This is a genomic window from Alginatibacterium sediminis, assembly GCF_003610775.1.
Taxonomy (GTDB): Bacteria; Pseudomonadota; Gammaproteobacteria; order Enterobacterales; family Celerinatantimonadaceae; genus Alginatibacterium; species Alginatibacterium sediminis.
Genome location: NZ_RAQO01000004.1, coordinates 499,881 through 515,144, shown reverse-complemented (window position 1 = coordinate 515,144; position 15,264 = coordinate 499,881). Strand labels below are relative to the sequence as shown.

Sequence of the window (15,264 nt, the reverse complement as noted above, 5' to 3'; positions counted from 1 at the left end):
CGTAATTTTGCGATGTTACTAGCTCTTCGTCAGTTTGTTATCGATAAGCTAAGCAATAATCTGACCAACCACACAAGTTTTAACAAACGTGATTAAAATTTTCTATATAAGTTCACTTAACTTTCTTGATTGGAGCCGCGTTAACAGCTTGTCTGCCCTGTTCTAGTCCCCCCTTGGCACGGCGTTGAGAGTAGCAACTAACAAACACAGAGCTACATATAACCCTATTCACTTCAACTGCTAGCTTACGAAGCACCGCTTTGCTCATTGACATCACTCTGCAATCGTCAGCACAAACTGCGAATGCACAAATAAGTTGCGCTAGTTTGGTGCTAACGCACCACACTAAGGCAAAGATAATCAGCGATAACATTTGTTAAGCGCATTAGCACTGCATTGTTGTTAACTTGTGTAGATGGTCAGGTATTTGCATTAAGTGTAGTTAACAACTCACAAAGGTGAGCAACATTTGTGGAACGTAAAGAAAGGACTCTGCCTTCAATGAAAAATACCACGCTATTGGAACTCTGGAATGTGAGTAAGTTTTTCCCCGGCGTTGTCGCGAATGACAATGTCAATTTGAAATTACATCATGGTGAAATACTGGCACTACTGGGGGAGAACGGTGCAGGAAAATCGACCCTCGTAAAAATGATATACGGCGTAAACAAACCGGACCAAGGTGCCATTCTTTGGAACCAACAAGAAGTAGACATACACTCACCAAACCAAGCTCGCGCTATGGGAATAGGAATGGTGTTTCAACACTTTAGCGTGTTTGAAACACTCACTGTATTGGAAAATATTGAGCTTGGCTTAGATAAACACTTTGTTAAAGGATTAACGGATCTGCGTCAAACAGTTGTAGATATCAGTGAAAAGTATGAACTCCATGTTGAACCAGAGCGTTATGTACATAGTCTAAGCATAGGAGAGCGCCAGCGTTTAGAGATACTTCGTTGCTTAATCCAAAACGTCAAACTTCTTATATTGGATGAGCCAACGTCAGTACTTACACCGCAAGAAGTTTCGGGCCTTTTTAGAGTGCTAAAACGCTTAGCAAGTGAAGGCTGTAGCATTTTGTTTATTAGCCATAAGCTAAAAGAAGTTACAGATTTATGTGACCGCGCGGTTATTCTTCGTGGTGGATCCGTTAGTGGTGAATGTATACCCAGTCAACAAACACCAAATTCGATTGCACGCATGATGGTTGGCCAAGATGCCCAACTGTCAGCATCCTACCCAAAATCCCTAAACTCAAATGTGAGACTTGAAACCATTGATTTGTCTTTGGCTCCCTCTCATCCCTTTGGTTGTGGACTTAAACAGGTGGACTTACAACTTAACGTTGGTGAAATCATAGGTATTGCCGGTGTCGCAGGTAACGGACAAGAAGATCTATTAGCCGCACTTAGCGGAGAAGATACGAGAGCACCAGACCACAGTATGCAGTTTAACGGCAAAGCAATAGGGAAATTGGATGCAGGTGAACGGCGAAGACTTGGTATGGCTTATGTACCAGCAGACCGATTGGGACAAGGTGCGGTACCTGAAATGAGCTTAAGCGAGAATACCCTGCTTACCAATACCGATAAATTAGTTAAGTATGGGTTTGTTTTATCAAACAAGTTAGAGCAACTCACTAACAAGATCATTAAAACCAATACCGTGAAATGCAGAAACCGTTTTTCACAAGCCAAAAGTTTGTCCGGAGGAAACCTACAGAAATTTATCATCGGGAGAGAAGTCGAGCAATCTCCCCAGGTTTTAATTTGTGCCCATCCGACCTGGGGCGTTGATATAGGCGCCGCGAGCGCCATCCATAGGCAACTCATAGAACTTCGTAATTCAGGCACCGCTATTGTTGTTATTTCAGAAGACATCGATGAGTTATTTATGATTTGTGACCGCATTGCTGCCCTATACGAAGGAAATCTAAGTAAAGCCGTCGCTACCGACTCCACAAACATTGAAGAAATTGGCAAATGGATTGCCGGTGGATTTATACATCACAAGGAGCAACAACATGCTTAGCGTACAACCAAGGATAGAAAGCTCTAAAAAAATGGCTTGGTTTTCTCCCATCATCGCAATTGTGTTAACCATGTTGGTCTCTAGTTTAATGTTCCTTGCGTTAGGTGTAAGCCCGACCAAAGCATTTGAGGTCTTTATCCTGCAACCGGTAAGCGACACTTACAATATTGGAGAATTGATGGTCAAAGCTGGACCATTATTACTTTGTGCTACCGGTCTTGCACTTTGTTACCGAGCAAACATATGGAATATTGGCGCTGAAGGACAATTACTTGTTGGCGCAGTTGCTAGCAGCGCAGTAGCAATCCAAGCGACTCAAAACAGTGGCTTTGGTGTTTTACTGTTAGCTTTAGCTGCAGGAATTGTTGCAGGTATGCTTTGGGCAGCAATACCTACTTTTCTATATCGATTGTTTCACACCAATATTATATTAAGCACCATTATGCTCAATTATATTGGCTTATATACCTTACTTTGGGCAGTCCATGGTCCGCTTGCTGACCCCGACGGATTTGGCTTTCCAGAGTCAATAATTTTTGCAGATTCTGTGTTACTACCCTTATTAAGCGACAACGGAAGAGCAACAATAAGCATCGTGGTTGCTGTGGGGTTAGCACTTTTATCTGGGCTTGCCTTATACAAAACACTACCCGGTTTTAAACTAAGAGTTTACGGAGAAGACCAAGCAGCGGCCCGCTACGCCGGGTTTAACAGCGGTAAAATTGTATGGGGGGTGATGCTATTTGCTGGTGCACTAGCAGGCTTTGCCGGTGCTTCAGAAGTCATTGGGCCCATAGGTCAACTTATCCCATCAGTGTCCCCTGGATATGGCTACGCCGCTATCATTGTGGCCTACCTTGGACGACTAAATCCTATCGGTATTATTCTAAGTTCTTTGTTTATGGGTTCTTTGTATATGGGCAGTGATTTAGCCCAAATCGAACTAGGTTTACCAACAGCAATTACTGGGCTGTTTCAAGGAATTTTACTGTTCTTTCTACTTGCTTGCGATTACCTCATATTTTATCAAATTAAAGTCGTTCCTCGCGAAACCGAGAAACGGCGCCAAGAAACATTGTTGCAAATGAAACGCGACGCTAACGATATGAATGAAGTCACGAGTGAAGATACTAAAGCCCAACAAGGAGCACTATAGTGGATATCCTGCTATTGCAACAAATTATGATCGCCGCTTTAAAGACCGGTACCCCGCTTCTATTAATCGCCCTAGGTGAGCTTGTGTGTGAAAAGACCGGCGTATTGAATCTAGGACAAGAAGGCATGATGTTAATGGGAGCTATGGCCGGATTTGCAGGTGCCTTATATACCGGAAATTTATTTTTAGGCGTTACTCTGGCGATACTCGCTGGCATGGCGATGTCATTGCTCTTTGGTGCTCTATCGTTAAACCTAAATACCAACCAAGTTGCAACGGGCTTAGCATTAACAATCTTTGGTACAGGGCTTAGCTCGTTCTTAGGAGGCGATCTAGTAGGTTCGACGATTGACGGTTTTAAGCCAATTGCGATTCCCTTGTTAAGTGATATCCCGTTCATTGGCCCACTGCTCTTTAAACAAGACTTACTGGTATATTTAAGCTTTGTGTTAGTCGCAGCAAGCTGGTGGGTAATGCATAAAACCAGAGTTGGTTTAACCGTTCGTGCTGTTGGCGAAAATCCATATTCCGCCAACGCTTTAGGCATTAAAGTTATCCGAGTACGATTTCTTGCAACTTTGTTTGGTGGTGCGATGGCGGGCTTAGCTGGTTCTTATATGTCGCTCGCTTATACACCGATGTGGATGGAAAACATGACCGCAGGACGCGGCTGGATTGCGTTAGCACTGGTCGTATTTGCATCATGGCGTATCGCCTACTTAGCACTTGGGGCTTACCTGTTCGGCTTCGCTTCTATTTTGCATCTAGTCATGCAAGGACTTGGAGTTGATATATCTCCGAATCTATTGGCCATGACTCCGTATATTGCAACCATTGTGGTCATGGTAGCGATTAGCTCCAACGCTCTTGCCCAAAAGCTGTCGACGCCTATGAGTTTGGCTAAACCTTTTGATCCAAAAGTTCACTAGTTAACAACAAAAGTCCAAGCCTCGAACCTTCAAAATGTTCGAGGCTCGGAATTCCAATCTAGCGCATCATTCTAGTGCGTCGGTTTCGTTATAAGCACCAAAATCGTCCATTGCTACAAATCGATTCCCTGTTTCCAACACCGTTACACTAGCTAGCAACCGAGCTGCAACATACGTCACAGCTAGCTTACACCACGATATCCAATTTAATTATTAATAAACAAACCGTATGGTCAAGTTTTTGCAATAACAGCTTTGAGTCTAATTCAGTAACAATGAAAACGGAGTATTTCATGAAAATAAATAAATGGATGGCCGCCACCGCGTTCACAGTATCAAGCCTTTTCGCTGCAACCAGTTTTGCCGCAGATCCTTTAAAAGTTGGGTTTGTCTATGTTGGCCCTGTTGGCGACCACGGATGGAGCTATGAGCACGATCAAGGCCGCTTAGAAATGCAAGAACACTTTGGTGACAAAGTTGAGACCACCTTTGTCGAAAACGTTCCTGAAGGTGCTGATGCAGAACGCGTAATAACGCAATTAGCTAAATCTGGCCACGATCTTATATTTACCACATCGTTCGGTTTTATGAATCCAACTTTGAAAGCCGCAAAACGTTTCCCAAATGTGACATTTGAACATGCAACGGGATACAAGCGCTCTAAAAACGTGTCTACTTATGTGCTCAGAACTTATGAGGGGCGTTACGTTTCTGGTGTAGCCGCTGGTATGGCGACTAAAACCAATACCATTGGTTATATAGCATCATTCCCAATTCCAGAAGTTATCCGTGATATCAATTCGGTTTACCTAGGTGCAAAAAGTGTTAATCCTGATGTGAAAATAAAAATCGTCTGGGTAAATACTTGGTACGATCCAGGTAAAGAATCAGATGCAGCAAATGCTCTGATGGACCAAGGTGTCGATATCGTTATCCAACACACTGATAGCCCTGCTCCTCTGATTGCCGCAGAAAAACGCGGTATTATGGGCATTGGCCAAGCCTCTGACATGAGTCACTTTGCACCTAAATCGCATATGTTTTCTGTCCGTGATGTCTGGGCGCCGCACTATATTCGCACCGTTCAAGAAGTTATGGATAAAAGCTGGGCTCCAGAAGACTACTGGGGTGGTTTTGCTGACGATATTTTACAGATCGTCTCAATCAATCCAGATCTACCTGCCGACATACAAAGCGCCATTACCAGCACTCACTCCAAAATCAAATCGGGTGAGTTCCATCCTTTTACCGGCCCTATGCTAGACAACACCGGTAAAGAGGTCATCGCAGCAGGATATACCCTAACGGACGCCGAATTGGCTGCTGTTAATTGGTATGTCGAAGGCATCGACGCCTCGATTCCAAAATAACCCAATAAATAGCCCAACTTTGGTTGGGCTCTACACAAGGAAGATTCATGTCTGTCGTAAAACCATTTTCTTTACCAATCATAGATATATCTATGTTGGCAAACAACGATCCTAAGCAGTGGGAACCGGTTATAAGCGCGATCGATGAGGCATGCCGAAATAGCGGTTTCTTTTATGTCGTTGGTCATGGCATCCCAGTTGAACAGTTTACGGCTGTACAAGAAATGGCATCCCAATTTTTTGCTTTAGACGAATCCGAAAAACAACAAATAGACATCGAAAAATCGAGAAATCATCGCGGATGGGGAAAGGTCAGCGCTGAACAACTTGACCCTGATGGTCCCAAGGACTTTAAAGAAACTTTTGATATGGCCTTAGATCTGAGCTCACATCACCCCCAAGTAAAGCGTTGCCCGGCACTATACGGTCCTAACCAGTACCCAAAAATGGACGGATTCATTCAATTAATGCAACAGCAATATGAACTAAGCCAACAAGTAGCAATCAAAATACTTAAGGCAATGGCATTAGCTCTAGATTTAGAGTCTGATTTTTTTAGCAAAAACTTTGATTGCCCGATCAGTGTATTACGACTGATCCAATACCCGCCTCAGGACCACAATAATGGTGCAGGTGCACACACCGATTATGGCTGTATAACCCTATTATATCAGGATGCTACTGGCGGTTTGCAAGTTCAAAACAAAGAAGGCGATTGGCTAGACGCGGAGCCAGTGCCCAATAGCTTCGTCGTGAATATAGGTGATCTTATGCAACGTTGGACCAATGACCGCTATAAATCAACACCACATCGTGTAATGAGCCCTAAACAAAATACAACACGGTTCTCAATGCCGTTTTTTGTTGAACCTAATTTTGATACTCAAGTAAGCACTATCAGTTCCTGCTTAGACCTTGGCGAACATGTGCAGTACCCACCGACTACAGCTGGAGACTGGATCTTGTCTCGTTTTGAGCAAACTTACGCTTACCGTAGCGAATCTGAACTAAACTAAAAAATTTAGCTATAAAACTGACCAAATGGACAATTTAGTATGCAAGTCACAGCACATCAATTTAAGGAGGCCCAGCTATGTTAGAGATCATGATTAACGAAGAAGTCATTGAAATAGAATATGCGGCTCCCAGTACCATGCTGTTAAGTTACCTACGCGATCAGTTGGGTTTAACCGGCTCAAAAGAAGGATGCGCAAGTGGCGATTGCGGAGCCTGTACAGTGATTATGATAGATCTACACGCCCATTCAGGCTTGCGGTTCAGTCAGATCAACGCGTGTATAACGCCACTAAACGCGCTGCATGCTAAGCATATTGTGACGGTAGAACACCTCAACAAAAACGGTGCCTTACACCCGGTTCAACAACTTGTTGTAGACAAACATGGTAGCCAGTGTGGATTCTGCACACCTGGCATCATTATGTCATTGTATGCATTATCAAAACGCCAAGGTAACACCGACAAGCCAGAAGATTTCTTGGCAGGAAATTTATGCCGCTGTACTGGTTATGGTCCACTAATTGATGCCGCAAAAGAGATCGCTGGCGTCCAATATTATGACCCAACCTTGGCAGATGAAGCCGCGGTGACTGCCTGGTTAAGTAGTTGTAACGCTCAAACAACCCACAATTATTTAAAACCAACTAATCGAAAGCAGCTTGCCGAGGCTAGACGAGCGATGCCCAAAGCAAGTTTTATTGCTGGCGGAACAGACTTAGCCTTGGAGATTACTCAGCAGCTTTCTGATATTGAACAAATTATTGATATTTCCCAAGTTGATGATCTACTTAGCATTACCGAACTCGATCACGGATGGCGTATCGGCGCAGCGGTGCCGCTCAATCAAGTGCACACCTTTATGCGAGAACACTTTCCAAGTACTGATGAACTCATATCTCGTCTTGGAAGCCTTACAATCCGAAACCGTGCGACCTTAGGCGGGAGTCTTGGTCATGCGTCACCCATCGGCGACATAGCCCCGTTATTGATCAGCTTAAATGGCGAAATTGAAGTTGATGATGGCGAAACCAAGCGTCGCCATGCTCCACACGAATACATCACAGGTTATCGGCAAACCTTATTAGAAAAGCAGCAGTGGATAAGTGGTGTTTATATTCCTCGTCTTGGTAAAAATCAACGGCACGCTATTTATAAAGTTAGTAAACGTTTTGAAGACGATATTGCTACAGTCGTGATGGCCTTTAATTTCAGATTCGATACCCAATCACGTATCGAAAGTTGCAGTATCGCTGGTGGCGGCATCGCAGCCAAATCTACCCGTCTAAGCGAGTTGGAAGCCCACATGCTTGGCAAGCCTTTCACCCAAGCGCTCGTCAGAGAAGTCAAAGCCTTAGCCGCTTTACATATCCATCCCTTATCTGATGTCAGAGGCAGCGCAAACTACCGCGTATCGCTGGTTCAAAATCTAATCCAACGTTTTTATTTCGAATGCAATAATATCCCTACGAGGTTGTCTGATCATGCGTAGACTTACCCAAATCAATCATTTAGATGCGCAACCGAGCGATATAGAGTTTAGCGTTGTTGGAAAAAGTCATAAACATGAAAGCGCTGACAAGCAAGTCAGTGGTAAAGCGCTTTTTGTTGACGACTACCCCACCCCTAGTAACTGCTTACATGCGGCGGTTATTGTCAGCAACATTGCCAAAGGAAAAATTGAATCCACGGACTTTACCCAGGTTGAGTCGTCATCAGGCGTGATCAAACTGATCACAGTTGACGATATTCCTGGCCTCAATGATATCGGCCCAATTTTTAAAGGCGACCCCTTACTTAGTGACGGGACAATCAAATATCACCAGCAGCCAATTGCCTTGGTGTTGGCTCGCAGTCACCGCCAAGCATGGCAAGCAGCCAGCAAAGCCAAATTAACTTACCAAAGTGAGACTCCAAATCTAAGTTTTGAACAAGCCCAACAGCAGCCACACCTGTTACCAAAAAACCAATTTGGCGCTAGCGTTGATCTCGACAGTCTGATCGAAAGCGCTGTTGTCGTTAAAGGAGAGCTCGAAGTTGGTGGCCAAGAGCATTTTTATTTGGAAGGGCAAATAAGCTTGGCTCAAACTACCGAAGACGGCGGCATATTTATTCGCTGTTCTAGCCAACACCCAACAGAGGTGCAAACCCTAGTCGCTGAAGTACTTGATATCTCTTTTAACAAAGTAACTGTCGACATGAGACGAATGGGTGGAGGTTTTGGTGGTAAAGAGTCGCAAGCTGCGCAATGGGCTTGCCTCGCAAGTTTAGGCGCTCATCTGACTAAAGGGTCGGTTAAGTTACGTTTGCCTCGAAAAATTGACATGAGCGCCACTGGTAAACGCCATCCCTTCTTCAATAGTTATCATATTGGAGCGAACAAACATGGCGTAATCGAGAAAGCTCACATTGAAGTTAATGGATTATGTGGCCATTCAGCAGATCTCTCGGGCGCGATTGTAGATAGAGCAATGTTTCATAGTGACAACGCTTATAGCCTTGGAGACGCAAGTATAGTCGGCAACCGATTACGCACTGATACCGTTAGCCACACTGCCTTCCGCGGATTTGGTGGACCTCAAGGCATGATCACCATAGAGAGAGCGATACAAGACCTGAGCATCAAAACGGGACAAGATGCTTATAGTTTAAGACTAAAAAACTTATATCGTGAAGGGCGAAGCACCACGCCATACGGTATGGAGGTAGACCAATGCGATATGCTCTTGGAAGTCATGCAAAACTTAGAAAAAAGCAGTGACTATACAAATCGCAGAGCTGAGATTAAACAATGGAACAATAGCAATTTGGTGCTAAAAAAAGGACTGGCACTGAGCCCAGTGAAATTTGGAATCGCATTTACCGCAACCCACTTAAATCAAGCCGGTGCCTTGGTACACGTCTATACCGACGGCAGTGTACAAGTTAGCCATGGCGGAACCGAAATGGGTCAGGGTCTACATACCAAGGTAGCTCAAATTGTTGCACAAACATTCGGGATACCTCTCGATTTAGTGCATGTAAGCTCTACACGTACCGACAAAGTCCCTAACACTTCTCCAACTGCTGCATCATCTGGCACCGACCTTAATGGCATGGCTGCACATAATGCTGCAATAGCAATTAAAAACCGATTATTGGAATTCGCCAAAGAACACTACAACTTGGACGCAGAACCAATAATCGTTAATGGGCGATTTGAAACTAAGGACCAACCCGTAGATTGGACACACTTAGTACAGCAGGCCTACTTAAAAAGGATCTCTCTTTCTTCTAGTGGCTTCTACAAAACTCCAAAAATTTGGTTCGACATCGATAAATCTGTCGGACGACCATTCTTTTATTTTTCAATCGGAGCTTCGTGCTCAGAGGTCACTGTGGACACCCTTACCGGCGAAATGCAGGTTGACCGTGTCGATATCTTGCACGATGTGGGTAACAGCTTAAACCCAGCCATTGATATCGGACAAATAGAAGGTGCATTTATCCAAGGTATGGGCTGGGTTACCAACGAAGAATTAGTATGGAACAAAGACGGCGTGTTACTTAGCAACAGTCCAATGAACTACAAAATCCCAAGTATCGGAGACTATCCGAAACAAATGAATATAACGCTAATGGATAAAGCCAACCCTGAACATAGTATTTACCGTTCCAAAGCTGTTGGGGAACCACCTTTCATGCATGCTATTAGCCTATGGTGCGCAATCTATGATGCGGTAGCGTCAATTAGCCAGCATCGAGAAATTCCGAACTTACAAGTACCTGCAACTGGAGAAAACATACTTCAAGCTTGTTTGGCTCAATTTGACGCCATTGGCTATACCAGAGACGAAGCTGAGGTTGATAATGAAACCATTGGATAATGAAAATTATACGAACCTTAACCTAGATTGGTTAAGCGCATGCCAATGGTTGACTCAGCAAGGGGAAGCCTATTGCATTGCAACAGTCGTCGCTGATGTAGGCTCGGTTCCACGCAATAGTGGTTCCAAGATGGTTATTAGCAAGTCCCATCAGTACGACACTCTTGGCGGAGGCGCATTAGAATTTGAGGTGGTTAAAAAAGCCCGTGAAGGGCTAAACGTAGCAAATAAAAATGTTTCGATTGAGCGTTTTGCGCTTGCAGCAGATCTTGGACAATGCTGTGGGGGAGCAACCCAAATATTATTCGAATATATGCAAGTAGACATGCCAGAAGTGGTCGTGTTTGGCGCCGGTCATGTGACTCAAGCATTATGCCAAATCCTGACCCAGCTACCTTGTCAATTAAGGGTCATTGATAACCGGCAGCCATGGCTTGACGACCTTAAAAACCGCGGAATAAACACACATTATTCAACTAAACCTGAACAAGAAGTAACACACCTTACGCAAGCAAGTCATATCGTGGTCATGACTCAGGATCATCAGCTTGACTATGACATTGTACGTGCAGCCTTAGAGCAACAGCATTTTAGCTTTATAGGACTAATTGGCTCGCAGTCCAAGAAAAAACGATTCGAATTTAGGCTTAAAGAACAGTTGAGTTGTGAGCACCTTTTAACACAACTCACCTGCCCCGTCGGCTTGGCTCATATTAAAGGCAAATTACCCATGCAAGTAGCTGTTTCTATTGCAGCTCAGTTAATGCAGTACTTTGAAAACAAAGACGCGATATCTCAAACCACTAAATCAGATTGGGAAAATGCGAATAGCTTACGCAAAAGCATTGAGGAGACTAGAAAATGACCCTTAAATTGCAAGCGCTGCAACTTGATCAAATGCAGTTGCAACAACTGTGCACCAGCTCTACTTGGGTAAATAACATGCTCAAACGAAGCCCTTTTGTAAGTTATGCGCAACTATGTCAATGCGCAGAAATTAGCTTCAACAACCTAAACGAAGATGACTGGCTTGAGGCGTTTGCCGGACACCCGATGATTGGGGATCTAAAGACTTTGCAAGAAAAATACGCCCAAGGGAAATCCCTAAGCGAGATAGAGCAGTCATTGGTAAGTGATGCATTACCATCGGTGCTTAGCGAGTTATTAAAATTTAACCTGGACTATCAACATAAGTTTGGTTTCATTTTTATCGTTTGTGCTAGCCATAAAACCGCAGCCGAAATGCTTTCTTTGCTCAAAGCACGTTATGTAAACACGCGAGACGTCGAGTTAAAGAACGCTCAGATTGAACAACAAAAAATTAGTAGTATTAGAATGGAGGCTTACCGATGAGTAGTCTAAGTAGTCATATATTGGATACCAGCAATGGTATGCCAGCGTCATCAATCGAAATTGAATTGATGTCATTTGATTCAAAACAAACGCTAGCAGTTGCTACTAGCGACGACGACGGACGTGCTAGCTTCGATACAACGGATCTATGCAACGGCGACTATACCTTACGTTTTTACATCAAGCCTTATTGTATAAAAAACTTCGGAAGTTCCTTTTTCCCTCTCATAGAAATCCATTTTTGTGTTGACCAAAAGCGTCACTATCACGTGCCCTTACTACTATCCCCCTTTTCCTTTTCTAGTTACCGAGGAAGTTAGTATGGATATAAAAATCCATCGAGGTAGTTTGTTGCACTTTCCTCGAACCACCAATAACCCAGCTGCGAATTATCAATACTTTAATGATGGCGTACTCGTTACTAAAAATGGAGTAATTAGTCATATTGGAGATGCAAAAGATTTTTTTTCAATCACTGTAAACCAACAACTACTAAATAATGGCGGAGTTGTTCTACATAAAGGTTTGTTAATTCCTGGCATGATCGATAGTCACGCTCATTTTCCACAAATTGAAATGATGGCAAGTTATGGCAAACAACTGCTCGATTGGCTCAATCAGTATACCTTTCCAACTGAGAAAAAGTTTGCCAATAAAGACTATGCGACCGCGCAAGCTGAGTTTTTTATTCGTCAATTATTTGCACATGGAACCACAACCGCCAGTGTTTTTGCGACAGTACACCCCGAATCAGTAAACGCGTTTTTTGAAGTTGCGCAGTCACACGGGGCGCGCATGATTTGCGGTAAGGTACTTATGGATAGGTTTTGCCCAGAAGAGCTACGCGATACTGCTTTAAGTGGCTACTTTCAGAGTAAAGAACTTATCGAACGTTGGCACAACAATGGTCGCAATATGTATGCTATTACACCACGATTTGCGCCAACTAGTAGTGAACATCAGCTCGAAATGGCCGGTAAACTCGCTAAAGAGCACCCAGACACTTTTATTCAAACCCATCTTAGCGAAAACGTTGGAGAAGTTGCTTGGATCAAAGAACTATTCCCTGAACATCAAGATTATTTGGAAGTTTACGAGGCAAATGGACTCGTGAGAGAGCGAGCATTATTCGGACACGCTATCCATTTGTCTAAACGAGAATATCAATCGCTTGCAGCTAATGGGGCAAGTATAAGCTTCTGTCCATCCTCTAACCTTTTCTTAGGTAGTGGTCTATTTGATATAGATAGTGTTAAAGCACATAACATTGGGCTCTCAATAGCTAGTGATGTTGGCGCCGGCACAAGTTTAAGTCTGTTCTCAAATCAAGCGGACGCCTACAAAATATGTCAATTACAAAGCACCACCATTGACCCATTTGAATCTCTATATCTATGTACTCAAGGTGCCGCCAGTAGCATGGGGATTGAGCATTTGGTTGGTAATTTGAATCCCGGAACCGAAGCTGATTTTATAGAACTCGATTTTATGGCCAGCCCGATTATGGCGCAGAGGATGCTGCGCTGTACAAGCTTAGCCGAACAGCTTTTTGCAATGACTACACTAAGCGACGACCGCGTTGTTGAACGCACGTATTTGAATGGAAATCTCGTCTACAAAAAAGGAACAAACGTATGTGGCCACAGTTCTACGAATGGATTGCCCTATTCATTAAATGGTTTCATGTAATTTCAGCTATTGCATGGATTGGTGCTAGTTTCTATTTCACATGGCTGGACAATAGCCTCGAAGAGCCACCTAAGTGGAAAAAAGACAAAGGTATCAAAGGGGATCTTTGGGCTGTGCATGGCGGTGGATTTTATGAAGTAGCCAAGTATCAAGCAGGCCCGGAACAAATGCCTCAAACATTGCATTGGTTTAAGTGGGAAGCCTATACCACCTGGTTAACCGGAAGCGTGCTGTTAATATGGATGTATTACTTTAACGCCCAAGCCTATTTAATCGATCCTCGGGTAATGGCGCTTAGTGTGCCGGTAGCGGTAGCAATGGGGATAGCTTTGGTAGCACTAGGAGTAGTTTGCTACGAACTACTTCTGCGAACAAAGATTGCTACAACAAAATCGGTGTTTGTACTTGCACTAGTCATACTAGCTGCTGTTTTCTTTTATGCTTTTACCTCGGTGTTTAGCGGTCGTGGCGCATTTATACACATGGGCGTGCTAATCGGTACGATCATGGTAAACAATGTGTTCTATAAGATTATCCCTGGACAGCGAAAAATGGTGGCCCAGATAGCTAATGGCGAAAGTGTTGACCCTGCCCCGGGTTTGGAGGGAAAAAGACGTTCAATTCACAACAACTACTTTACCTTACCCATCATATTTTTAATGATCAGCAATCATTATCCAATGGTTTATCAGCACCCTCAAAATTGGCTTGTTGGGCTCTGTATTATGGTAATTAGCGCCTATATTCGACATTATTTTAATCTCAAGCATAGCGGCGTCTCTAAACCATCAGTGCTTATTGGTGGGGCCATTGCAATGCTATTACTTGCGCTGGGCTTAAGCTGGCCAACACAGAAAAAATTGTCTAACAATTTATCTGAGGATACAGCAATCTTAGAGTCTAGACGTTCAATTAATGATCTTAAAGATCACCAGCGACAAGCCCTACAAATAATTAGTCAGCGCTGTGGGACTTGTCATAGTAGCAATCCTACTGATGAGGTCTTCACAATAGCGCCAAGTGGCGCAATATTTGATAGCTGGGAAGATGTTGAGCGCTGGAAACCGAATATTATTGCGCGGGCTGTTGAAACGGCAGACATGCCATTTTTGAATAAAACCGAAATGAGCGATAACGAACGAACACAATTAAAGCAACTGCTTAGCCAATGATAGTACGTAGGCCAAAACAGAAAGCTGGTGAAATACAGATTACCGCTAGAGCTTACAACGAATTGTTATAAGGCAAAGAGCTATCAAATGATCTTGGGGCTGATAAGCTTATGAGATTTTCAATCAAAAGCAGTTGGCAGCTCTCGTGGCCAACTGCTTTTTGAATGTTGTTACTAACTAGATAGCAACAACTTTGTTTGCGCAAGGACCTTTTTGACCTTGGCCAACTTCAAACTCAACCGCTTGGCCATCGCTTAAAGTCGCATATCCACCGCCCGCTTGGATTTCTGAGTGATGAACAAACAAATCTTTGCTGCCATCTTCAGGAGTAATAAAACCGAAGCCTTTATCGGCGTTGAACCACTTAACTGTACCTTTACTCATTTTCTGTACTCTTTTTATGTGGTGAACTATACAAAATCATATTCGAATTCACCGTTTCGAACACAATGTAAAGTTGGTTAACTTATTAAGCGCTTGATAAATATAAAATCTAAGTTCATATAAAGCTGATATTGAGTTTGTCCTAGTTTGTCTAAAATACCTAGTAACTTAAACAATACAGGCTCATTTATTAGCCTTAGGCACCAAAAACCAACTTTTAAAGCCGATATTGCTAATAGATAGTCGATTTTACTATTAATAAAAGCTGGCTTCAGGCTATTTCCTATACGGTAATCT

The 15,264-nt window shown here is 43.4% G+C and carries 13 protein-coding genes; 12 read left to right on the top strand and 1 reads right to left on the bottom strand.

Annotated elements, in window-relative coordinates:
• The first annotated feature begins 501 nt into the window (after positions 1-501).
• The 12 genes from DBZ36_RS05395 (at position 502) to DBZ36_RS05340 (ending at position 14,583) form a co-directional block, all read left to right on the top strand.
• On the top strand, positions 502-2,034 hold the full coding sequence (locus tag DBZ36_RS05395; RefSeq protein WP_120353898.1) for an ABC transporter ATP-binding protein: 1,533 nt from the start codon (positions 502-504) through the stop codon (positions 2,032-2,034).
• Positions 2,027-3,190, top strand: a complete 1,164-nt coding sequence (locus DBZ36_RS05390) for an ABC transporter permease (protein ID WP_120353897.1) — start codon at positions 2,027-2,029, stop codon at positions 3,188-3,190. The genes DBZ36_RS05395 and DBZ36_RS05390 overlap by 8 nt, the downstream gene beginning before the upstream one ends.
• Entirely contained in the window at positions 3,190-4,119 is a 930-nt protein-coding gene (locus tag DBZ36_RS05385) for an ABC transporter permease (protein ID WP_120353896.1), read from the top strand. Before DBZ36_RS05390 ends, DBZ36_RS05385 begins: the two co-directional genes overlap by 1 nt.
• A gap of 293 nt (positions 4,120-4,412) precedes the next feature.
• Complete coding sequence (locus tag DBZ36_RS05380) at positions 4,413-5,489, top strand: BMP family ABC transporter substrate-binding protein (protein ID WP_120353895.1); 1,077 nt, start codon at positions 4,413-4,415, stop codon at positions 5,487-5,489.
• Between the two features lie 47 nt (positions 5,490-5,536).
• Positions 5,537-6,505, top strand: a complete 969-nt coding sequence (locus DBZ36_RS05375; protein WP_120353894.1) for an isopenicillin N synthase family dioxygenase — start codon at positions 5,537-5,539, stop codon at positions 6,503-6,505.
• A gap of 77 nt (positions 6,506-6,582) precedes the next feature.
• Complete coding sequence (gene xdhA, locus DBZ36_RS05370) at positions 6,583-7,995, top strand: xanthine dehydrogenase small subunit (protein WP_120353893.1); 1,413 nt, start codon at positions 6,583-6,585, stop codon at positions 7,993-7,995.
• Positions 7,988-10,369, top strand: coding sequence for a xanthine dehydrogenase molybdopterin binding subunit (gene xdhB, locus DBZ36_RS05365; RefSeq protein WP_120353892.1), 2,382 nt, complete (start codon positions 7,988-7,990; stop codon positions 10,367-10,369). Before xdhA ends, xdhB begins: the two co-directional genes overlap by 8 nt.
• Complete coding sequence (xdhC, locus tag DBZ36_RS05360) at positions 10,353-11,234, top strand: xanthine dehydrogenase accessory protein XdhC (protein WP_120353891.1); 882 nt, start codon at positions 10,353-10,355, stop codon at positions 11,232-11,234. Before xdhB ends, xdhC begins: the two co-directional genes overlap by 17 nt.
• Entirely contained in the window at positions 11,231-11,722 is a 492-nt protein-coding gene (locus DBZ36_RS05355; RefSeq protein ID WP_120353890.1) for a 2-oxo-4-hydroxy-4-carboxy-5-ureidoimidazoline decarboxylase, read from the top strand. Before xdhC ends, DBZ36_RS05355 begins: the two co-directional genes overlap by 4 nt.
• Positions 11,719-12,042, top strand: a complete 324-nt coding sequence (gene uraH, locus DBZ36_RS05350; protein ID WP_120353889.1) for a hydroxyisourate hydrolase — start codon at positions 11,719-11,721, stop codon at positions 12,040-12,042. Before DBZ36_RS05355 ends, uraH begins: the two co-directional genes overlap by 4 nt.
• 1 nt (position 12,043) lies before the next feature.
• Positions 12,044-13,411 (top strand): guanine deaminase, encoded by a 1,368-nt coding sequence (gene guaD / locus DBZ36_RS05345; protein WP_120353888.1) that lies wholly within the window; start codon positions 12,044-12,046, stop codon positions 13,409-13,411.
• Positions 13,357-14,583 carry a urate hydroxylase PuuD gene (locus DBZ36_RS05340; RefSeq protein WP_120353887.1) on the top strand — a complete coding sequence of 409 codons (1,227 nt, stop codon included), beginning with the start codon at positions 13,357-13,359 and terminating at the stop codon, positions 14,581-14,583. Before guaD ends, DBZ36_RS05340 begins: the two co-directional genes overlap by 55 nt.
• Before the next feature lie 177 nt (positions 14,584-14,760).
• On the opposite strand, the gene DBZ36_RS05335 is transcribed toward DBZ36_RS05340, so the two are convergent.
• Positions 14,761-14,967, bottom strand: a complete 207-nt coding sequence (locus DBZ36_RS05335) for a cold-shock protein (protein WP_120353886.1) — start codon at positions 14,965-14,967, stop codon at positions 14,761-14,763.
• Positions 14,968-15,264 lie beyond the last annotated feature (297 nt).